This is a genomic window from Blastopirellula sediminis (genome assembly GCF_020966755.1).
Classification (GTDB): Bacteria; Planctomycetota; Planctomycetia; order Pirellulales; family Pirellulaceae; genus Blastopirellula; species Blastopirellula sediminis.
Genome location: NZ_JAJKFT010000010.1, coordinates 3,054,950 through 3,075,947 on the forward strand (window position 1 = coordinate 3,054,950; position 20,998 = coordinate 3,075,947).

Sequence of the window (20,998 nt, forward strand, 5' to 3'; positions counted from 1 at the left end):
CAGCGGTACGACGAGACTAGGGGTAGGGCGTCGTGTTTTTGAGAAGTCTATCTACACGACGACGCACGCAATTTCTGTGCGCAGCTTGCTGTGCGCTGTTCGCTTGCGTCAGCGTCGCCGAGGAGCCGCGAGATTCTCCGCCGCTTCGCTTCGGCATGTCGACCGCACTGACCGGACCTGTTAGTGAGCTCGGAATTCAAATGCGCCGCGGGGTCCTCTCCGCTTTCGCCGAAGCCAATCTTGCCGGCGGAGTTCAGGGACGCCAACTGGAACTAGTTGCCCTGGATGACGGCTACGAGCCGAGCGAAACAGGCCCCAATATCCATCGCTTGATCGAGCTGGAACAGGTGTTGGCGATTGTCGGCGATGTGGGGACGCCCACCGCGATCGTCGCCGCGCCGATCGCCCAGCGAGCCAAAGTGCCGTTCATCGGAGCGTTAACCGGTGCAGGCGTCTTGCGCAAATCGCCCCCCGATCGTTACGTCATCAACTTTCGCGCCAGCTATGCCGAAGAGACGTCGATGATGGTCGATGCGCTGGTCGCCGCGGGAATCGAGCCTGACGAAATCGCCTTTATCACCCAACGCGACGGTTACGGCGATGCGGGCTTCGCCGGCGGAACGGCGGCGCTCAAACGACATGGAATTGAACGCCCCGGTACGATCGCTCATGGTCGGTACGAGCGAAACACGATGGCGGTCGAAGGGGCGCTCGCCGATCTGATTTTGCATCGCCCGACTCCGAAAGCGGTCATTCTGGTCGGCGCGTATTCGCCTTGCGCGAAGTTGATTCGTCTGGCGAAAGAGAGCGATTTCGATCCGCTGTTTCTGAATGTCTCGTTCGTCGGCGGCAATCTGTTGGCGGCGGCGCTGGACGATCAGGGGGACGGCGTGCTCGTTTCGCAGGTCGTTCCGCATGTCCAAGAGGATCTAGCGATCAATCGTCAGCATCGTGCGGCGCTCGCGCTGTTGGAACCGACCAAATCGCCGCCGACTCAGATTTCGCTGGAAGGCTATGTCGTCGGTCGATTGCTGATTCTAGCGCTGCAGCGGATTGAAGGGGAGATCCGTCGGGAGACGATCGCGGACGCCTGCGAAGGATTGGGAGATTTTGATCTGGGGCTTGGCGTTCCGTTGCGACTGACGAGCGACGAGCATCAAGCGAGTCACGCGGTATGGGCGACGCGGATTGAAGCGGGGGAAGTCCGGCCAATCCCGTGGTCGGAACTTCTACCGCAGGAGCGGCAGCCGTGACCGACGGGGAGAAAAACAAGGGGAAACGGGCGGATGCTCGGCATTTGGTTTGGCTGCTGACGTGGGTCGGTCTGGTCGCAGGCGCGGTCGTGTTCTGCGTGACGGCGCCGACGTTGCAATATATCCGCTACCATTACGAGGCTTCCGCCGCGCAGCGCAGCCGAATCGATCAGGCGATCGCCGAGATCCAGCAGAATCTGGTAGACGGCCGTCGCGATTTCGCCGAGATCATCCTCGCGCCCGGAAGCCATGACGCCTACGACAGCGAGTTCTCCGCGATCCAAGACGCTCATTGGTACAAGAACCTGCGCAAGGCGGTTGTCGACGTCCGACAGGATCCGAATTTTCAAAACACGTCGGACGTCGTCCGTCTCTCGCAATTGCTTCAGCAAATCCCCGAGACCTATCTCGACACCCTGGCCTGGTCGGTCGCCGTCGCAGCCGCCGAATCGGAGAAGGTGGCCGCGCAAAAGAAGACGCAGCAGACGCTGCACCGCATTCGCGCCTTCTTCGCCGAGATGGAAGGGAAGCGGCGCTTGGATTTGGCGCTGCAGTTAAAGCGTCACGCCCCAAAAGCCTCGGGCCGTTCGACGGTCGCCCATGACGATCTTGTCGAAAGCTTTCGCGTCGCAGCCGAGTACGAGGCGATCGCCAACGAATTGATGCAATTGGCGATTCTGTGCGAGAAGTTGGCGGCGGAACACGACGTCGATCAGTTGGTCAGCTTGAAAGACAACGAGCTGAAAGCGACTTTCTCACGACTGGAACATGCGCTAGAGCGATTTTCCGGCGACCGCGAAGCGGTTCGAGAGCTAACCCAGGAATTGGAGTCGTCCCTCTTTGGGGAAGGGTGCGTCTTTGACGACGTTCATCAGACGATCCAGATTGGCGATGGAGGCGTTTACTACTGGCAGCGCGAAGAACTGCTGGGAATGCGCGAGCAGTCTCAGCGGTTGCGACAGGTCGAAGAGAAGTTCGACGCCTTTCGGCCGGTCTTGAGCGACTTGGAAATTCATTTCGCAAGAGTGGACGCCGAGGAACGACGCGGCGCCGATCTGGCCGGTATGCTCGCCTGGACGATCATGATCGTGACCGGCATCGTCTGCGTTTGCTTGTTCGTTATTCTGGCGCGACGGATCGCCGGAATCATCACGCAACAAATTGAGGACGTCCAGCGGAATTCTTCCGAATTGGAAAGGAAGAACGCGGAGGTTAGGCTGTTGCAAGACGTCGCGGAGGCGGCGAACAAGACCGCCTCATTGGCGGAAACGGTGGAATTCGTCATGCGCCGTTTCGCCCAGCACTCCGGGTTTCCTTTCGCCCTGGCGACCTTCACCGACGAACGAGGGGCCCGGCAAGTGGTCGCGACCGAGGCTTGGCTCGAAGCGGGCCTGTCGATGGATCCGATCGTCGCTTCGTGCGGCGGGGACCGGTCAGTCAACGTTGCGGTTCGTCCTTTGAGCTTTGAACAAGATGACCTGGCGCCGCAGTGCAACGGGCCGAAAAGCGGCGTCGCGATCATGATGCGGCAGGATATGTTCTTCATCTATTGCCATTTCATTTCGACCGACGTCGATTCTCCTGCCGAGGAACTGCTGCGGTTGGCGGAGCAGGTCGCACATCGTTTGAGCCAAACGCTGGAACGAGCCCAGGCGAATAGCCGCTTGAAAGACTTGAACAGCAAACTGATCGATTCGGCGCGGCATGCCGGGATGGCCGAAGTCGCGACCGGGGTGCTGCACAACGTCGGCAACGCGCTCAACAGCGTGAATACGTCTCTGTCGTTCCTGCAGGAATGTACGGCGCAGTCGAGCTACGTCGACTTGGGACGGACGCTTGAACTCGTCGTCAAGCAATCAGGCTCGCTGGAAGAGTTCATGCTCAGCCATCCCAAGCGACAGTTGATTCAGCCGATGCTGGCCGAATTGGAGGAACGCTTGCGAGGCGAGAATGAAAAGCAGTTGGCCGAGGTCGAAGACCTGCGTCGCCATATCGATCACATCAAGAAGATTGTCGCCGTTCAGCAGTCGCTGGCCCGCGTGCAATGCATCCTCGAGCCGACCGATCTGGTCGACGCGCTTACCAAAGCGATCGAGTGGCAAGCGGAAGGCCTGCTCCATCACCACGTCGACGTCGAAGCCGACTTCCCGGACTTGCCGCTACTAAAGCTCGACAAGCATCGCGTGCTCGAGATCTTCGGCAATTTGTTGAAGAACGCAATGGAGTCGATTGTGGAAGCCAAGGGGACGCAGCGTCGGGTCACCATCGGCGTCCGTCAATTGGCGGCGGAAAAAATCGCGATTGAAGTGAGAGACACCGGTCTGGGAGTCAAGCCGGAGAACTTGAACAGCATCTTCTCATACGGCTTTACCACCAAGTCGAACGGACATGGTTTCGGCCTGCATAGCGCCAGTTTGTCGGCGAAGCAGATGGGGGGAAAACTCGAGATCGAGAGCGACGGGCTCGGGATGGGAGCATTGTTTCGCCTGACGCTTCCCTATTCGCCGGTTATGGAAGACGCGCTGGCGTAGGGAAGGGGTGAGCGATCCCTTCTTCTTGCAACGCCGATTCACGCTCCCGAAAACTGGGATGAAGCCAGCGAGATTGCTCAAGCGGAATGTCGGCGGCGACGCTCAGTTTGCGCAGCGCTGACGTCAGCAACTCAGGGCCTTGGTCGCCGTAGATTCGTTTCAGGTGAGTCGCGGCCCACGCATCCGCTTCCAACTCCAAGCGGCGCGATTGTCGCGGCGTCGACCAGAGATAATAGGCGGTCAGCAGCAGCGGAGCGGACGCTTCGGCAAGCGTTCGCGCTGCGCCTTGCAGATCAATTCCGACCGCAAGCAAATAGCGGCCGACAAGCACGATCGCCGCCGGAATGACGATCGCGGCGAGCCGTCGTGCGACGTGCTGTTTGCGAAGATGCCCCATCTCATGGGCGATGACGGCGTCGAGTTCCCCCGGCGTTAAAGCGTCGAGTAGCGGCGTCGAGACGACCAGGTAACGGAACGGCGGAACGCATCCCAAGAGCGCCGCGTTGCAGATCGAAATGCTCTCGGGCCAAACTAGCAGCGGCGGCATGCTTCGCCCATGTTGCGATTGCAGACGCTTGGTAAGTTCCGGCAGTTGGATCGGCGAAAGACCCCAGCAGCGGCGGAGCAGTTCTGGATAGACGGCGATTAGCATCACCACGATCAAAACGATGGTGAGCACCCCGCCGTCGCTACCAGGACCGGCGATTCCGCCCCAACGAGCCGCCGACGAACCAAGCCAGACCGGACCGCAAGCCAAAGGCAACGACATTCGCATTTCGACCAGCGCCGCAGAGAGCCCGTCCGTTTCGGCTAGTAGGACCAGCCGCGAAACTATCGCCGGCGACAGCAGCATCGCTTCACGCAGGAAGGGGATTTCTCCCAAGGCGGAAGTGGCGACGATGGCGCCCCAGTTGCCGGGCCAGAGCATCAGCAGCGATGTGGCGCCCCAGCATATATCAGAGACCCAGCCCCGTTTGAAGGTGCGCGCGACGCTCCACTGCAATAGCCCCAGCGCGAGGCAAACGAGCCAAGAGGCGAGCGGCTGTTCGACCGTTTCCAGAGGTCGAGCGAGCAGCACGATCGTGCAGTAAACGAGGATCTGCAAAAGCATGGAAATCGCCGTGGTGAGGGGGAACTTCCATGGTAGTCGTCCCGCCTGGCGATTCCCAAACAAATAGGGCGGCGTGCGGAAGATGAGGGATATGCCGATTGTCTGGATACGATCGTCGATTGGATGGTTAGCCCCGATAGCGGAGCTATCGCGGCTAACCTTGGGGAAAGGGGAGCGTCCCGACGAACACGCGTCGTTTTGGTATGCTGCGAGATGTCAGGCACGCACTTCGCTCGGCGGAACCTCCCATGTCGCAGCTCGCATCTTTCGTTTCCGATACTCCCCGCTTCGTGCGGCATTTGCTCGATTCGTATCGACGCTGGGTCGGCGTTGAGCTGATGGAGCGGAGTGGAGATGAACGACAAGACCTGGAGCTTCTCTTCGCGCTGCCGGTGGTGGTCGTTTCGCATGGCGCCGAGGCCGATCCGATCTTCAAGTTCGGCAATCAGACGGCGCTGAACCTGTGGGAACTTGAGCTCGACGCATTCTTAAAGATGCCGTCGCGACTAACGGCCGAACCGATGCATCGGGATGAGCGTGCCCGCTTGCTGGCGCGGACCGAGCGCGACGGCTACGTCGACGACTATCGCGGCGTCCGCATCTCGAGTCAGGGACGCCGCTTTTACATCGAACAAGCGACCATTTGGAACGTGGTCGACGACGCCGGCGACTACATTGGCCAAGCGGCGACGTTTGATCACTGGACGTTTCTCGCCGCAGGAGAAACGCCCTAGCCCGAGATCGATACCTTCGCCGGCTCCTGTTTCGGCAGCGGCTGCGATTCTTTCTTTTCGGTCGTTTGCGTCATGGGAGGAGCGGCGGTCGTCTCTTCCTTGTAGCCGACCAGATCGGCTTCCTTCTTCGCGTCAGTCATCGGCGTCTCCGTTTCGTCCGCTTCTTCCGACTCGCCATCGGCCAGTTGAGCGCGGAAGTCATACGGAGCGTCGTATTCGACCTGAATCTGGTTCTCTTCTTCCTTGTGGAACGGATTGGGAAGACTGATCTTCGAACCAGCGAACTGCGTCCGGTCGTAGATGTTGCCTCCCTGGAAGGGACCAGCGCCCAGCAGCCAGGTGTCGCGAGCGGTTCCCAACGATTGAGCGATGCCCGATTGCCAGACTGGCGCACGCGATTCGCGATGATAGGCGAAGAGCGCGATCTTGGCGCCGCCGATCGTGTTGCTCTTTTTGGCGAAAGCGATTTCCGGAATGGTCGGTACGACAGGCGCTGCCGGAATCAGCGAAGCTGCGGAACTAACCGCGTTGTTTGACGGAATGCCGTAGGTGACGGTATGTCCTTCGGTTCCCAGCGCGCCGATTCGCGCTTCGACCACAAAGTCGGCTTCGTCCGCTTTGTCTTGCAGCAGGCAACCCGCGGCGTTCATCTGCTGACGAATGGCGCTGGTGATGTACTCGGCATTGACGAACCCGGCGCCTTTGACGTTTTGCAGGTAGCGCGGGTCAAGGTAGACCTTCTCGCCGCGTAGCGGCTGAAAGTCGATATCGGCGATCGCCTCGTCGACGGCATGCGAGCTGACGAGCTGCTCGGTTAGCGTCCGATTGGAGGTGGTTCCGCAGCCGGCTGCTAGTAGCAGGCCGACCACGATCGCGCAGCGGCGGGCTGCGGCGTGAAGTTGGATACAGGCGGCCATTGCGTCTTGCGTGTCATGGGTGTTGGAAGGAAGTTGGGCGGGATAGTTGGTAGGAGAGGCAGAGCGGTCTTCCACCAGGGAACGTTGATGCCTCGGATGCGAACTATAGGAAAAGGAAAAGAACCGCGAAACCGCAATTTTGTGAAGATATCACGCGAAATAGAGGACCTTACGCGGCGCTGACTGCCTGTCGCTGCTGGAGACGCCGACTTATAATGAACCGCTTGTCTCCCAATGCCCCCTTTTTTCTAGCGTGTGCCGAAAACGTGGCGACCGTTTCTGCTGAACCTACGTGGCTTCCCTATTTTCAGCTGTTTCGGCTGCCGAACGTCTTTACGGCCTGGGCCGACATCCTGGCCGGCTTCCTGGCGGTCACGCAATTTTCCACCGATACGGCCAGTTTGACCCCGTGGCCGGTCTTTTTGTGCCTGATTACGGCCTCGAGCCTGATTTACTCGGCCGGAATGGCCCTGAACGACTATTACGACCTGGAGCAGGATCGCCGCGAACGCCCCCAGCGTCCGCTGCCCTCGGGCCGGGTTTCGCCCCGGTTGGCCGCCTGGCTCGGCTACCAGTTCTTGCTGGTCGGCGTAGTGCTAGCGGCGATTGCGGGCTACCTCTACTCGGACGTCGCACTTCCCTGGCGTGGGGGCGCTGTCGCTGTGGCCCTGGTCGCGTCGGTCCTGTTGTATGACGCCGCTCTCAAATCGACTGTTTTTGGCGCCGTGGCGATGGGAGCGTGCCGGTTTTTCAATTTGTTGCTGGGGATGAGCCTGGCCGGACAGCTGCCGGACGCCGGGTTTTCGCTGATCGGTTACGATATGGGTCAGTTGGCGTTCGCCGGCGGAATCGGCGTCTACATCGCCGGCGTCACCTGGTTCGCCCGGACCGAAGCGAAGGAAAGCTCTCGTCCGATGCTGATCTTTGGATTCGTCGTGCTGGTGATTGGGCTGGGGTTGTTCGTCGCGTCGCCGCTGTTGGGCTCGTCCGTCGTCAAGCTGCGGTCGATGCAGATGGTCGGGTGGTGCGGCCTGATGACGCTGATTGCGATCTCGATTCTTCGCCGCTGCATCATCGCCATTGCCGACCCTTCCCCTGGCAATGTACAAGTGGCGGTGAAGCAGGCGTTGCTGTCGTTGATCACTTTGAACGCGGGATTCGTATTGGGAGTTTGCGGCGCCTTTTGGGCGGTGATCGTCGCCCTGTTGATCGCACCGATGCTGCTGCTGGGCCGCTGGGTTTATTCGACCTAAACTAAGAGAAGACGATCGCCGGGCGACTTTGGCAAGGGAAACGTCGACGCGATGCAGATGAGATGAGCATGCGGATTGGCTACAACACGAACGGCTTCGCCCATCACGACCCGCTCGACGCGGTCGATGTGCTGGCCGATCTCGGTTACGAAAGCGTCGCGATCACCGTCGACCACGGAACGCTGACGCCGTTCGGCAATACGTACATGGCCGATCGTCAGGCCGATCATCTTGCCGCGCTGCTCGCCGAAAAGAAGATGGCCTGCGTCATTGAATCTGGCGCCCGCTTCCTGCTCGATCCGAAACGGAAGCATGAGCCGACCCTGGTCTCTCCGGCCAAGCATGGCCGCCAACGCCGCTTTGAGTTCATTCGCCACTGCATTGACGAAGCGGTCAAACTAAAGGCCGATTGCGTTTCGCTCTGGTCAGGCAAGCTGCTCGACGACGTCAATCCGACCATCGCGATGAAACGCCTGGTCGAGGCGCTGCAGCCGGTGATCGAATATGCCGAACTGCAGCAGATGCCGCTTGGCTTTGAACCGGAGCCGGGCATGTTCATCGACACGATGGACCGCTTCGCCGAACTGAGCGAGCAGATCGACTCACCGCTGTTCCAACTGACGCTCGACATCGGCCATTTGCAGTGCCAAGCCGAACTGCCGCTGGGAGACGTGATTCGCGAGTGGGGACCCCGGATCGTCAACGTCCATATCGAAGACATGAAGCGCGGCGTTCACGAGCACTTGCCGTTCGGCGAAGGGGAAATCGACTTCGTCGAAGTGATCTCGGCCCTGCGTGACGCAAAGTACGCGCAAGGATTGCACGTCGAACTCAGCCGCCACAGCCACGAAGCTCCCACGATGGCCGCCCGCGCGATGGAATTTCTGCGGCCGCTCGTTCATCCTCAGTAAGCCACGCATCTCCAACCGGATAGAGACCGCTCGCCATGCCTGACAACGTCGTTCTTCTTTCGCTCCCCGGCCTCGCTCCGCAAGATTTGGCTCACATGCCGCAAGTCTCGGCTCTGTTCGCCGAGGGGGATCGCGCTCCGCTGGCGGCCAGCTTTCCGGCGGTTACCTGGCCGGTGCAAGCGAACATGCTGACCGGACAACTGCCGGTCGATCACGGCGTGACCGCCAACGGTTTCTATTGGCGCGACAAAAAGCAGGTCGAAATGTGGACCGCCGGCAACGAGGCGATCCTGCAGCCGCAAATCTGGGACTTGCTGAAGCAGCACAATCCGGAGATCCGCACGTCCGCCTGGTTCCCGATGCTCAGCAAACGCAGCGGCGCCGATTACGTCTGCATGCCGGCCCCGGTCCACAATCCGGACGGCAGCGAAACGATGTGGTGCTACACCAAGCCGAGCAACTTGTACGGCGAACTGCTCAGTGAGATGGGAGCCGGCTTCCCGCTGCATCACTTCTGGGGACCGTTGGCCAACATCAAGTCGACCGCTTGGATCGCCGACTCGGCTGCGTTTGTCGCCGAGAAGTTTCAGCCTCATTTCTCGTACATCTATCTGCCCCACCTCGATTACGCCGCCCAAAAGCTGGGACCTGACAGCGACGCTCACAAGCAAGCCGCCGCAGAGGTCGACGAAGTGATCGGCAAGTTGATCGGTCGGATGCGCGCGGCGCTCGGCGACGACACCCTCTTTTTGATCGCCAGCGAATATGTGATTGTCCCGGTCGATCATGTCAGCTATCCCAATCGCGTCTTGCGCGATGCAGGCCTCTTGCAGGTCGAGGTCAAGGAAGATGGCGAGCATCTCGACTTGGAAAAGAGCGAAGCGTGGGCCCTGGTCGATCACCAGTTCTCGCACGTTTACGTCAAAGATGCGCAGCCGGAAGTGATCAGCCGCGTCAAAGAGCTGTTCCAAGGCGCCGAAGGAGTCGCCGAAGTGCTGGCCATGGAAGAACGGGGCAAGTACTTCATGAACCACGAAAGGGCAGGGGAGGTGATCCTCGTCTCGACCCCCAATAGCTGGCAAGCCTACTACTGGTGGAACGACGACGCCCTGGCGCCGGGCTTCGCTCGCAAGGTCGACATTCACAAGAAGCCAGGCTACGACCCGGTCGAACTCCACTTCGACTTCGCCACCAAGAGCATCCCGCTCGACGCGACCCTGATCAAGGGTTCGCACGGCGCCCCGGTCGCGGCCGAATTCCAGCGGGGCGTCCTGCTGGCGAACCAAAAGGGGGTCTTCGCCGAAACTCCGCTCGCCGATACCGACGTTTGCGACATCGTTCTCCGCCAGTTCGGCGTGTAGAAACAAGCGTCACTATTGATACGACCGACCAGTTTGCCGGGTCATGCCGATTGTAACGATCGTTTGACCCGGCTTCTTCGTTTTAGGGGGCGTCGATTTTCGCCAGTATCCTGCGGCGACGTACGTTATTACGTGCATTTTCAGGCTGCAAGTACCTGGGCGAAAACGAGATCCAGCAGTGCCCCAAGAGTTCGAGAAAACCTTTGAATTCCTCGCGCGATCCGGCAACGCGGCGGCGACGCCGGTGTTGATTGCCGCGCTGCGCAGCGAAGCGCTCGATATCCGCGAGTTCGCCTTCGACGCGTTGCTGAAACGCTCGAGCGCCAAAGGGGAAGCGTATCTCTTCGAACATTGGCACGAACTCTCCGAAGCCTGGCGGCTGAAGATCAAGCAACAGATGGGGGTGATGACGGCGATCTTGCGCGAGCAACTCCTTTCGCCGTCGCGACCCGACTGCGAAAAGGCGGCTGCGATTGCGTTGGAACTGGAAGACTTCGACCTGGTGCGTTCGGTGACCACCGCCGCCGAGGATGCGAATAATCCAAATCGCGACGTCGCCGGACGCTGCCTGGTGTCGCTGATCGATCGGCTCCGCAAGCTGCTGGACGAAGCGACCGACGCCCGCAAACGCAACCTGGTGCTGTGGCGCGGCCGGGCGATGGAATCGCTTGACGATTCGATGCGTCGCTGCAGCACGCACCAGTCGGACGAAATCGTCGAATCGTTCCTGATGCTGACCAGTCGCGAACATCCGATGTTCCGGCATCTGCTGGACGAGCCGAATTCGCAAGTTTACAAGCTGACCCTTTCGATCTTGAAACGGACGCTTCGTCCCGCGATCGTGCGGTTGATCCTCAGCGTCTTCAGCGAAACCGCTCCGTGTCCCACGCTCTTGGCCGCCGCCGCCTGGCGGACTGATCCGCCGTTCGTGGCGCAGCTGCTCGATACGTTCTCCAGCGGCATGAGCGAAGTCGAACTACGAAACATCAAGAAAATCGCCCGCGTCGGTTGGAGCCACGATCAGTGGGATCTGCTGCGCTCGCTGACCGGCCGCCAGCAAGAGACGGCGCTCCGCTTTTTAATCGCCAGCTCGCAAGACCGCGACACGGTCTTCGGCGTGATCCATTTCTTCCTGACGCAAGGGAAGCCGGACGGACGCCTGGCCGCGATCGATTCGCTCGCCAAAGACCGGGGCGCCGTCGCCAGCCAGTTGGTCATTGATGCGACCAGCGACGAAGATCCGGAAGTCGCCGCCGCGGCGCTGCGGCAATTGCGGCATCGGGGAATTCCCGGTTCGCTTAAATACCTTCTCGCGCAGCTCGACAGCGAGCACGAAGTGGTCCGCGTCGCCGTCCGCGAGTCGCTCGAAGAATTCAGCTTCAGCAAATACCTCGCTGCGTTCGACCTGATGATGGACGATCGCCGCGAGACGACCGGACACCTCGTCCGCAAAATCGATACCCATTCGGATGAGTTGCTGGTCGCCGAACTCAACAGCGAGATGCAGTCGCGCCGCCGCCGTGCGATCGAAGTGGTCGAATGCCTCGGCATTGCCGAGCAGATGCAAGGACCGCTGCTGAACCTGCTAAAGTGCGACGACTATCTGATCCGCGTCGCGGCCGCCAACGCCTTAACCAACTGCAACAGCGACGAAGCGATCGCCGGGCTGCGGGAAGCGCTGCTCGATCGGAACGTCAGCGTGCAGCAAGCGGCCGAAGCGAGCCTGCAGTCGATCGCCGAACGACGCATGTCGGTCCCGGCGGTGCGGGTCATTCGAGAGAAAACTCCTGCGGGAGAAACAGAATGAGATTCGCCTGGGACGCGATGACGCTGCTGGCGCAGCAGCAACAAGCCAGCTTCCGCAATATGGGCGATCGCTTTCGCGCAGAAACGGTGACGATCGACTACGGTCAATTGTCGCTGCTCGCCGCGTTCGTTCTGTTCGCAATTGTCGGTCTGTGGTACCTGCAAAAGCGCTCATCGAATCAGGGAGATGAGGGAACCGACAGTCCACGTCGGCTCTTCTTCGACCTGTGCCGCGTGCATGAATTGAATCGGGAAGAGAGCAAGATTCTGTGGCAAGTGCCGCGATACTTGAACCTGGCTGATCCGGCGTCTCTCTTCGCCGATCCGACTCACCTGGTGCGAGCGGTTCGCGACGCGGAAAACGACGACTACCGCCATCGACTGGAAAACCTCGGCGTGCGACTTTTCGGCACGTTGATGTTTCGTCGTCATCTGACGCACTGCCCGCACTAGAAGTTTTTCCTGCTGCATTGGCCTGGGCGCCTTGTTCTTACGGTTTGACGCCGGGTGCCATGTTCTTACGGCGTCTTCGCCGGAAGAACATGTCTTTGTCCTGGCAATAACGCATTAAAGACATGCTCTTCTCGCGAAGACGCGATAAGAGCATGGCACCAGGCGCCAGGAGAATTCGAAACAAAACAGGCCGCACTTGCGTCAAGCGAGTGCGGCCTGTTCGGTTATTGGAACTGCGCGTCAGACTAGTTGTTGTCGTAGGCGCTCATCGGACGACGCGGTTTGAAGTCCCGTTCGCGTTGGGCTTCCGCTTCCAACTCTTCCAGGCGAGTCGTACGTCCCAAACGGACCAGGCGTTCGGTGTTCTGCCAGCCCATGCGTTCTTGCAGGCGACCGATCTGGATCAGTTCGACGCCGCGGCGACGAGCCGTTTCCCGCATTTGCGAGTAGGCGGTCAGAACGGCGGCGGCCGTCTTTTCGGTCGGCGTTTCGCCGTCGATCAGGTAACGGACGTCCGGGGTGATTTCCCCCTTGATGTTCCCTTCCGCGTCGACGAAGGCGGCGACCTGGCCGCCGGAGCCTTCGATCATCGCTTTCAGCTGATCGGTGTCGTCTTCGCCGTCTCCATCCAGGTCGATCATCCCGACGATGGCGAACTTTTGCGCGGTACCCGGCGACCAGATCGGCGTGAAGATTTGATCTCCCGGCATGATCGGGTTGGTCACGTCTTCTTCCAGGATGCGAGCTTCCGCTTCGTGGGCGTCATTGACGCGGGTGATTTCGATCTTTCCCTTCACCTTGGCCAGGGCGATGTTGACTTCTCCCTTTTCAAAGACGCTGAAGGTCATCTGCGGGCGAAGCAAGTCGGCCGAGCCGAGGTTGATCCAGGTGTTGTCTTCTTTCTGGTTGACCCAGATGATCTTGCCGTCGGCGACGTCGCCCACTTTCGGTTCCTTCGACTTGAGCGAAACCTGCAGAGCTTCGACGGTCGTCAGAGCTTCGTCGCGTTCTTTGTTGGCCGCATCGACCTGCTTCTTGCTGCCGTCGATCGTCTGGGCGATCGTCCCTTGCAGTTTGACCTTTTCGTCTTGCAGCTTGGCTTGGGCCGCTTCGAGCGACTTGCGATCGTCGGCCATCTTCTTTTCGGCTTCGGCTTGAGCGGCCAAAGCGTTGTCGCGAGCGGCGTCAGCTTCGCCCAGCTTGGTTTGATAGGTGGTTTCCAGGGCGACCTTTTCGGCACGCAGCGCGGTGTTCGCACGCAGCGAATCGGCCAGCTGCTTTTCGAGCTTGATCACCGAGGCTTGCATCACGCCCGGAACCTGGCGGTAGTTCTGCACGGTCGGAGCGGCGGCGCCTTCATCGGCGACGAAGGTTTTCATGTCGTCAGCGAACGCCTTTTGGATTTCGTCCATCGGCGTTTCTTCGCTGTGACCGATCATCACCTTCAGTTCATTGCGTTCGGCCAGGTAGGTGCGCGAACGGCCCGCTTCGTCGGTGGCTCGTTGATTCGCCGCTTCGGCGTCGAGCTTTGACTTATCGTTCGCCGCGTAGAAGACATACGTGGTGATACCGAGCGCCGCCACTAGCAAAACTAGTAGGATCACGGCGATTTGAAGACCTTGGCTTTCGCGGGCTGCCATCTCGATAAACTCCTAACAGGCGGCGATTGGGTGCGTGCCGCTAAATTGACGTGATTAGCTCAGAACAGATTAGCGTAATTGGCCCTAAGACCGATTCCAATGTGCAAGCGGTAGGCCAACTGCAGAATTGCGAAGGAAAAGTGAGGAGCTTCGGGTAAGATGGGATCGCCTGAAGTCCAATAAATGATTGTAGTTAGCGAGAAATTGCCAGTCAACGAATTGGGAAAGATCGGCGAGAAGCCGCCGGTCTTAACGCTTTCTGAATGTCGCTTTGCCGCATCATCGCGTCGCATCCCGGCAACATGGGGGCGGGCCGGTTGTTCGTAACTCGGTAAATCGCAATAATCTTCGCGTCTTTACCCATCAGTTAGGAACGCATCGGGCATGGCCAAATCGAAGACGCAGCAGTCGCTCCTGTTTGGGGGTGAAGAATCGCCGGAAGAGGCGCCAAAGCCGACCGAAACCCCGACCGATACAACTGTCCAGCCCCCTACGGCTCGGCCTGCCGGACTCGCAGGGCTCGCTGGGGCCGATGTCTGGATCATCGACTCCCACTCGCTGATCTTCCAGGTTTTCCACGCGCTGCCCCCGATGACAGGTCCCACCGGGCAGCCGGTCTCGGCGGTCTTTGGGTTCGCTCGCGACGTCGCCCTGCTGCTTCGCGAAAAGAAACCGGACTACTTGATCTGCGCGTTTGATCCTCCCGGCGGCACGTTCCGACACGACTTGTATGACAACTACAAGGAAACCCGCGAAGAGATGCCGGTCGATCTTCGCCCCCAGATCGGCATGATTCGGCGGATGCTGGAAGCGATGAACGTCGCGATCCTGGAAAAGCCGAACTACGAAGCGGACGACGTGCTGGCCACGGTCGCGACGATCGTCGAACAGAAAGGGGGCCAATGCACGGTGGTCACCTCCGACAAAGACTGTCGCCAACTGATCAGCGACCAGGTCCGGATGTACAACGTTCGCAAGAACGCCTTCTACGACGCTGAAGCGCTGATGGCCGACTGGGGAGTTCGTCCGGATCAGGTCGTCGACTTTCAGTCGCTGGTCGGCGACTCGGTCGACAACGTCCCCGGCGTTCCTTTGATCGGTCCGAAGATCGCCAAGGAACTGCTCGAAAAATATGGAACGCTCGACGCGGTGCTCGACAACGCCGGCGAAGTCTCTGGCGCCAAGCGACGCGAGAATCTGCAAAACGGCCGCGCGATGGCCGAACTGAGCCGCGAACTGGTTCGCCTGGTCCGGGACGTGCCGATCGAAATCGATTGGGATGCGTGCCGCGTGCAGCCGATCAATCAGGAGCAAGTGCAAGAGCTTTGTCGCGAGTACGGATTCCGTACCCTGGCTCGCGAAATGTCGGAGTTGCAGGTCGATGCGGCGCCGGTCGAAAAGCCGGTCTGGAAATCGAACTACCAGACGATCGACACGGTTGAAAAACTCGACGCACTGGTCGAACTGCTCGCCAAGACGAAGCGACTCTCGTTCGATACCGAGACGACTTCGACCAATCCCCGCTGGGCCGATCTGGTCGGCCTTTCGTTCGCCTGGGATGTCGGCGAAGGCGCCTACATCCCGATTCGCGCGCCGGAAGGAGATCCGCAGCTCGACGAAGCGCTTGTTCTGGACAAACTGCGCGGCGTGCTGGAAGATCCGGCGATCGAAAAGATCGGCCAGAATCTGAAGTACGACCTGGTGGTGCTTCGCGGCGTCGGCGTAAAAGTTCGCGGAACGGCGTTCGACACGATGGTCGCTCACTACTTGCTGGAAGCAGGCGCACGTTCGCATAGCCTCGATGAACTGTCGCTCCGCTATCTGCTGCACGAGACGGTCAAAATCTCGGAACTGATCGGGACCGGCAAGAACCAGATCACGATGAATCAGGTTCCGGTCGAGAAGATCGCCTACTACGCGGCGGAAGACGCCGATATTCCTTTGCGGCTCGATCCGATTCTCGCGGAGCGGATCGAATCGGAAGGACTCTCCAGTTTGCTGACCGAAGTCGAACTGCCGCTGATCGACGTATTGGTCGAGATGGAATTCAACGGCGTCCGCATCGACGTCGATCGCCTGAACGAACTGAGCCGCCAGTATGGCGAGCGGATGGAAGTGCTGGAGCGGGAAATCTATCAACTGGCCGGCCGTGAGTTTAACATCGCTTCCCCCAAGCAATTGGCCGCCATTCTGTTTGAAGAGCTGAACCTGCCGGTCATCAAAAAGACGAAGACCGGGGCCAGCACCGACGCCGAAGTGCTGGAGCAACTCGCCAAGCAGCACGACATGCCGGCCAAGATCGTCCAGTTCCGGCAGTACGCCAAGCTGAAGGGTACCTACGTCGACGCGCTGCCGACGCTCGTCTGTCCCAAGACGAATCGGGTTCATACTTCGTTCAACCAGGTGGTCGCCGCGACGGGACGCCTTAGCTCGAACGAACCGAACCTGCAAAACATTCCGATCCGGACGCAAGAGAGCCGCGAAATCCGCTCGGCGTTTGTCCCGGGGACGCCCGGTTGGAAGTTGCTCTGCGCCGACTACTCGCAAATCGAACTGCGGGTCCTGGCCCACTTCTCCGGCGATCCGGCGCTGATGGAGTCGTATCAGAACAACGAAGACATCCATGCTCGCGTCGCCAGCGAAGTCTACGGAGTCGCACTGGACGAAGTTTCGTCAAGCCAACGCCGTAGCGCGAAGGCGATCAACTTTGGCGTCGTTTACGGACAGAGCCCGTTTGGTTTGGCGAAGTCGCTCGACATCGACAAGGACGAGGCCTACGATTTCATCGACGCCTACTTCAAGCGATATCCCGGCGTTGATGAGTTCATGGAGCGAACGTTGTTCGAGTGCCAGCGGGATGGTTACGTCATGACGATCCTCGGACGGCGCCGTGCGATCGATGGAGTCCGGACGGCCGACAAACGGGATCGGCTGAAGCGACAACTGACGATGCCGGAGCGAACCGCGGTCAACACCGTGATCCAAGGTTCGGCCGCCGACATCATCAAACTGGCGATGCTCCGGGTCTATGATCGGCTGGTCAAAGAAGCGGCGCCGGCCAAGCTGCTGCTGCAGATCCATGACGAACTTGTCTTTGAAACCCCGCCGGAATATCTGGAAGAACTGGCGCAATTGGTGCGGGAGGAGATGGAATCGGCACGAAAACTGGCCGTTCCGCTCGTAGTCGACGTCAAAAGTGGGGACAATTGGGCCCAGTGCGAGCCGATGGGGTAGCTCCCCTGGGTGGCGTCAGTCGACAAGTTGAAACAAGTGTCCAGCGACGGAAAGCGGGCGAAATGTGCGCCTGCTCAGCCGCTGCGCAGTTGGGCGCCAGCAGTCGTCGGAATCAGACAAGGGTGAGTTATTCGCCAAGGGCGGAAAATGAAGGTTATCGGGATCTTGGGAGGAATTGCGAGCGGCAAGAGCACCGTGGCGGGCTTGTTTCGCCAGCGGGGGGCGGTCGTGGCCGATGCTGACCAAATGGGTCACGAGGTGCTAAGGGATGAGGCAACGAAGCGGGAAATCCGCGAAATCTTCGGTAGCGAAGTATTTCAAGATAATGGGGAAGTTGACCGCCGCCGATTGGCCGCAAAAGTATTTGGTGGTGATGATCTCAGCCATAAGCGACTGGCTGAGTTAGAAAAAATCACGCATCCTCGCATAAAAACTCGTCTCCACGCGCTGATTCGTTCAACGCAAAGCGACCCCAGCGGGGCTCCTCCGGCGTTGATTATGGATGCAGCTCTCCTGGTGAAGGCCGGCTGGTCTGATATTTGCGATAACCTCGTATTTATTGACACGCCGTACCCAGAGCGGCTTAAATATGCCGCCCAAAGGGGGTGGAGTGAAGCCGAGTTTAACGCGAGAGAGGCAGCCCAGGAAAAATTGGAAGATAAGCGAGTTTTGTCCGATTACATAATTCGTAATGACGGCGATCTTGAGCAGCTCGACGCCCAAGTCGAACAATATTGGCGAGATTGCGTCCTTTCTCCTACCACCTGATGCTTTTCTTTCCGCTCAAATATTATTCGTAAAACTACAGCCCGACTCGAAATCGCGGCTTGCCGATTCGCCTTCCTTGATGTCCCAACTAGGGGAAACCAAACCACTTTGAAATGATGCGCGGGGGCGACAAATCGCCTACGTTCGACAATTGTCGGTAGAACCGCTAATGCTCGAAACGGTAACACCTTAGCACGTTACCTAGTGAGCCGATTCTCGACTCGTCGACGGTGCGGCGATCTGTTACAACGGAAGTAACTCGTCTCCTCCCAAGCAAGGCGTATGTCGAGCCGAATCACATCCTGCTCGAGATTAGCCTGCCTATAAAACTCCGCACTCGGCGTCTGTAGAGGACGTCGTCCGGTTCGTCTTTTCTCATCTTGGAGTTCAGTTCCATGCCTCATCGAAGCAGCGGAACAAAAAATCAGAATCATGATTCGCGTTCGGAACAGCCCAAGTTTGGGGCTGGCATCCTGCCCGAATCAAGTAATAACCACGAGCCCAACGCTCGTAATCCGAAGTCGGAAGGAACAGACGCTGTGAATGAGTTACGTCGGCTCGATGTCGATGACGACGCTGAGCCTATGTCGCTGGCCGAGCAATTGGTCAGTCGGTCGCGCCGCCCTCAGGAGGAGGATGCGGACGATCAACGTTACGAGAAGGTAAAGCAGGGCGAGATCCATATCGCCGAACTGCAGAAGATGTCGATGGCTCAGCTCATCGAAGAGGCCCGCAAGGAAAACCTGGGCGAAGTCGCCGGCGTCAAACGCCAAGAGCTGATCTTCCGCATCCTCAAAGAACGCGTGAAGATGAACGGCCTCATGTACGGCGAAGGGACCCTTGAGATCCTGCCGGACGGGTTCGGCTTTTTGCGCAGCCCTGACTACCACTACCTCTCTTGCCCGGACGACATTTACGTCTCGCCGAGCCAGATTCGTCGCTTCGGTATGAAGACCGGCAGCGTCGTCTCGGGGCAAATTCGCCCCCCGAAAGAAAACGAACGGTACTTCGCCCTGCTGCGCGTCGAAGCGGTCAACTATCAGGATCCGAACATCGCCGCCAACAAGGTGCAGTTCGACGATCTGACCCCGCTCCATCCCGACTCGCGCATCCGCATGGAATCGGACCCCGACGAACTCGCCACCCGCGTCATCGACCTGATCGTCCCGATTGGTTTCGGTCAGCGCGGCCTGATCGTCAGTCCTCCGCGGGCCGGCAAGACCGTCCTGATGCAAAAGATGGCGAAAGCCGTGCTGGCCAACTATCCCGAAGCCTACGTGATCATCCTGTTGATCGACGAGCGTCCGGAAGAAGTGACCGACATGGAACGCCAGGTGAAAGGCCCCAACTGCGAGGTCATCAGCTCGACCTTTGACGAACCGCCGTCCCGTCACGTGCAAGTGTCGGAAATGGTGATCGAAAAGGCGAAGCGGATGGTCGAATACGGGACCGACGTCGTCATCTTTCTCGATTCGATCACTCGGTTGGCTCGCGCCTGGAACTCGGAATGCCCCTCGTCGGGCAAGCTCCTCTCCGGCGGTTTGGACGCCAACGCGTTGCAACGCCCGAAACGCTTCCTCGGTTCGGCCCGCAAGGTCGAAGAGGGGGGCTCGCTGACGATCATCGCCACGGCGCTGGTCGACACCGGCAGCAAGATGGATGACGTGATCTTTGAAGAGTTCAAAGGGACCGGCAACCAGGAAATCGTCCTCGATCGCCGCCTGGTCGACCGCCGCGTTTGGCCGGCCATCGACATCAACGCCAGCGGTACGCGTCGCGAAGAAATGCTGATGGATCCCGAAGAATATAAGCGGGTTTGCATCTTGCGTCGGGTTCTGAACGACATGAACTCGGCCGACGCCATGGAATTCCTCCTCTCTCGTTTGGCCAAGACCAAGTCGAACGCCGAATTCCTGATGGGGATGAATACCAACCGGTAGCAGTTGGAGTGGGGCGTATTCGCCCGCAAAACGACCGACGCCCAGGAAAACTCCTGGGCGTTTTTTCGTTTGGCGCCGGGGGCGGCGCTCTCAAGCGGCCAACTTTTTTTACAATAGAGAACCTTCTAGCCCACACCCGCTTCAGGATTCGTTATTTTGGTCCGGACTTACCGCGGCGAGCTCCTGGGAGACGCCGTACGCGTGGCGATCGTCGTCGCTCGCTACAATGAAACAATTACAGGCAAGCTGTGCGACGGCGCCTTGGCCACCTTGGCCGAGCGCGGAGTCGCCGACGACGCGATCGAAGTCGCGTGGGTTCCCGGCGCCTGGGAGCTGCCGGTTGTGGCTGCCCGCATGGCCCGTAGCGGTCAATTCCATGCTGTGATCTGCTTAGGGGCGGTCATCAAAGGGGAAACGACCCACGACCAATACATCAACAGCCAGGTGAGCGCGAGCCTGGGGCAATTGGCCCTGGAATGCGAACTGCCGGTGATGTTCGGCGTTTTGACCGTCAACACGCTAGAGCAGGCGCTGCATCGCGCCGGCGGCAATGTGGGCAACAAGGGAAGCGAAGCGGCCGACGCGGCCCTCGAAATGGTTCACTTGATGAAACAGCTTCCCCGCGAAGAATAAGCACGAAGGCGGCTATCCAGCCGATGATCACCAACCTATATGTCGAAACGTAGTCGAGTTCGTGAAGTCGTTCTCCAGATTCTCTACCAAGAGGATCTCAACCCCGACGCTGACATCGGCGTCTCGGAACGATTCTTGCGCGGACGCTTAAAACATAACGAAGACCTGGTCGCATTCGGCCGATCTCTGTTGGTCGGCGCGCGGCTCCATCGCAAAGCGATTGACGCCAAGATCGAAGCCTTCGCCGACAACTGGAGCCTGGCTCGCATGGCGGTCACCGACCGCAACGTCCTCCGGATCGGCGCGTTTGAAATCTTGTTTTCCGACACGCCCGATCGCGTGGCGATTAACGAAGCGGTCGAACTGTCGAAGCGGTTCGGCAGCAAGCACTCGCCGCAGTTCGTCAACGGCATTCTCGATCGCGTCTTGAAGTCGAAGCAGTCAGGCGGCTAA

Annotated in this window: 16 protein-coding genes; 13 read left to right on the forward strand and 3 right to left on the reverse strand. The window is 59.4% G+C overall.

The window, feature by feature from the left end; translation table 11 throughout:
* Positions 1 to 32: 32 nt before the first annotated feature.
* Both LOC68_RS24125 and LOC68_RS28655 read left to right on the forward strand, forming a co-directional pair.
* Positions 33 to 1,253: an ABC transporter substrate-binding protein gene (locus LOC68_RS24125; RefSeq protein WP_390623407.1), complete on the forward strand. Its 1,221-nt coding sequence runs from the start codon at positions 33 to 35 to the stop codon at positions 1,251 to 1,253.
* Positions 1,250 to 3,784 carry a sensor histidine kinase gene (locus tag LOC68_RS28655; protein ID WP_230223562.1) on the forward strand — a complete coding sequence of 845 codons (2,535 nt, stop codon included), beginning with the start codon at positions 1,250 to 1,252 and terminating at the stop codon, positions 3,782 to 3,784. The genes LOC68_RS24125 and LOC68_RS28655 overlap by 4 nt, the downstream gene beginning before the upstream one ends.
* Here the strand turns inward: LOC68_RS28655 and LOC68_RS24135 are convergent.
* Entirely contained in the window at positions 3,762 to 4,895 is a 1,134-nt protein-coding gene (locus tag LOC68_RS24135) for a M48 family metalloprotease (RefSeq protein WP_230223571.1), read from the reverse strand. The two genes, LOC68_RS28655 and LOC68_RS24135, sit on opposite strands and share 23 nt — an antisense overlap.
* Before the next feature lie 248 nt (positions 4,896 to 5,143).
* Here LOC68_RS24135 and LOC68_RS24140 point away from each other — a divergent pair, with 248 nt between their 5' ends.
* On the forward strand, positions 5,144 to 5,629 hold the full coding sequence (locus tag LOC68_RS24140) for an MEKHLA domain-containing protein (RefSeq protein WP_230223573.1): 486 nt from the start codon (positions 5,144 to 5,146) through the stop codon (positions 5,627 to 5,629).
* Here LOC68_RS24140 and LOC68_RS24145 read toward each other — a convergent pair.
* Positions 5,626 to 6,621, reverse strand: coding sequence for a DUF6655 family protein (locus LOC68_RS24145; protein ID WP_230223575.1), 996 nt, complete (start codon positions 6,619 to 6,621; stop codon positions 5,626 to 5,628). The genes LOC68_RS24140 and LOC68_RS24145 overlap by 4 nt on opposite strands.
* Positions 6,622 to 6,812: 191 nt before the next feature.
* On the opposite strand from LOC68_RS24145, the gene LOC68_RS24150 reads away from it, so the two are divergent.
* The 5 genes from LOC68_RS24150 (at position 6,813) to LOC68_RS24170 (ending at position 12,330) form a co-directional block, all read left to right on the forward strand.
* Entirely contained in the window at positions 6,813 to 7,799 is a 987-nt protein-coding gene (locus LOC68_RS24150) for a UbiA family prenyltransferase (RefSeq protein ID WP_230223578.1), read from the forward strand.
* Between the two features lie 62 nt (positions 7,800 to 7,861).
* Positions 7,862 to 8,710, forward strand: coding sequence for a sugar phosphate isomerase/epimerase family protein (locus LOC68_RS24155; protein ID WP_230223580.1), 849 nt, complete (start codon positions 7,862 to 7,864; stop codon positions 8,708 to 8,710).
* Positions 8,711 to 8,745: 35 nt separating this feature from the next.
* Positions 8,746 to 10,071: an alkaline phosphatase family protein gene (locus LOC68_RS24160; protein ID WP_230223582.1), complete on the forward strand. Its 1,326-nt coding sequence runs from the start codon at positions 8,746 to 8,748 to the stop codon at positions 10,069 to 10,071.
* A 178-nt stretch (positions 10,072 to 10,249) separates the two neighbouring features.
* Entirely contained in the window at positions 10,250 to 11,878 is a 1,629-nt protein-coding gene (locus tag LOC68_RS28660; RefSeq protein WP_230223584.1) for a HEAT repeat domain-containing protein, read from the forward strand.
* Positions 11,875 to 12,330, forward strand: coding sequence for a hypothetical protein (locus LOC68_RS24170; protein WP_230223586.1), 456 nt, complete (start codon positions 11,875 to 11,877; stop codon positions 12,328 to 12,330). The genes LOC68_RS28660 and LOC68_RS24170 overlap by 4 nt, the downstream gene beginning before the upstream one ends.
* A gap of 245 nt (positions 12,331 to 12,575) precedes the next feature.
* Here the strand turns inward: LOC68_RS24170 and LOC68_RS24175 are convergent, their stop codons facing one another.
* Entirely contained in the window at positions 12,576 to 13,970 is a 1,395-nt protein-coding gene (locus LOC68_RS24175) for a hypothetical protein (RefSeq protein WP_230223594.1), read from the reverse strand.
* Between the two features lie 384 nt (positions 13,971 to 14,354).
* Between LOC68_RS24175 and polA the strand changes: the two genes are divergently transcribed.
* The 5 genes from polA to nusB all read left to right on the forward strand — a co-directional run bounded on the left by polA (position 14,355) and on the right by nusB (position 20,998).
* On the forward strand, positions 14,355 to 17,204 hold the full coding sequence (gene polA, locus LOC68_RS24180) for a DNA polymerase I (RefSeq protein WP_230223596.1): 2,850 nt from the start codon (positions 14,355 to 14,357) through the stop codon (positions 17,202 to 17,204).
* 147 nt (positions 17,205 to 17,351) lie between these two features.
* Positions 17,352 to 17,972, forward strand: coding sequence for a dephospho-CoA kinase (gene coaE, locus LOC68_RS24185; protein WP_230223598.1), 621 nt, complete (start codon positions 17,352 to 17,354; stop codon positions 17,970 to 17,972).
* 395 nt (positions 17,973 to 18,367) lie between these two features.
* Positions 18,368 to 19,912 (forward strand): transcription termination factor Rho, encoded by a 1,545-nt coding sequence (gene rho, locus LOC68_RS24190; RefSeq protein ID WP_230223600.1) that lies wholly within the window; start codon positions 18,368 to 18,370, stop codon positions 19,910 to 19,912.
* Positions 19,913 to 20,068: 156 nt separating this feature from the next.
* Complete coding sequence (ribH, locus tag LOC68_RS24195) at positions 20,069 to 20,545, forward strand: 6,7-dimethyl-8-ribityllumazine synthase (RefSeq protein WP_230223602.1); 477 nt, start codon at positions 20,069 to 20,071, stop codon at positions 20,543 to 20,545.
* A gap of 39 nt (positions 20,546 to 20,584) precedes the next feature.
* The gene (gene nusB / locus LOC68_RS24200) at positions 20,585 to 20,998 is read left to right on the forward strand and encodes a transcription antitermination factor NusB (RefSeq protein ID WP_230223604.1); all 414 of its coding nucleotides are present in this window, start codon (positions 20,585 to 20,587) and stop codon (positions 20,996 to 20,998) included.

Excerpts from the sequence above, each read along its gene's own strand:
- LOC68_RS24135 (WP_230223571.1), bottom strand. The coding sequence starts at position 4,895 with ATGCTTTTGCAGATCCTCGTTTACTGCACGATCGTGCTGCTCGCTCGA.
- LOC68_RS24140 (WP_230223573.1), top strand. The coding sequence starts at position 5,144 with ATGTCGCAGCTCGCATCTTTCGTTTCCGATACTCCCCGCTTCGTGCGG.
- LOC68_RS24155 (WP_230223580.1), top strand. The coding sequence starts at position 7,862 with ATGAGCATGCGGATTGGCTACAACACGAACGGCTTCGCCCATCACGAC.
- LOC68_RS24160 (WP_230223582.1), top strand. The coding sequence starts at position 8,746 with ATGCCTGACAACGTCGTTCTTCTTTCGCTCCCCGGCCTCGCTCCGCAA.
- LOC68_RS24170 (WP_230223586.1), top strand. The coding sequence starts at position 11,875 with ATGAGATTCGCCTGGGACGCGATGACGCTGCTGGCGCAGCAGCAACAA.
- LOC68_RS24175 (WP_230223594.1), bottom strand. The coding sequence starts at position 13,970 with ATGGCAGCCCGCGAAAGCCAAGGTCTTCAAATCGCCGTGATCCTACTA.
- polA (WP_230223596.1), top strand. The coding sequence starts at position 14,355 with ATGGCCAAATCGAAGACGCAGCAGTCGCTCCTGTTTGGGGGTGAAGAA.
- coaE (WP_230223598.1), top strand. The coding sequence starts at position 17,352 with ATGAAGGTTATCGGGATCTTGGGAGGAATTGCGAGCGGCAAGAGCACC.
- rho (WP_230223600.1), top strand. The coding sequence starts at position 18,368 with ATGCCTCATCGAAGCAGCGGAACAAAAAATCAGAATCATGATTCGCGT.
- nusB (WP_230223604.1), top strand. The coding sequence starts at position 20,585 with ATGTCGAAACGTAGTCGAGTTCGTGAAGTCGTTCTCCAGATTCTCTAC.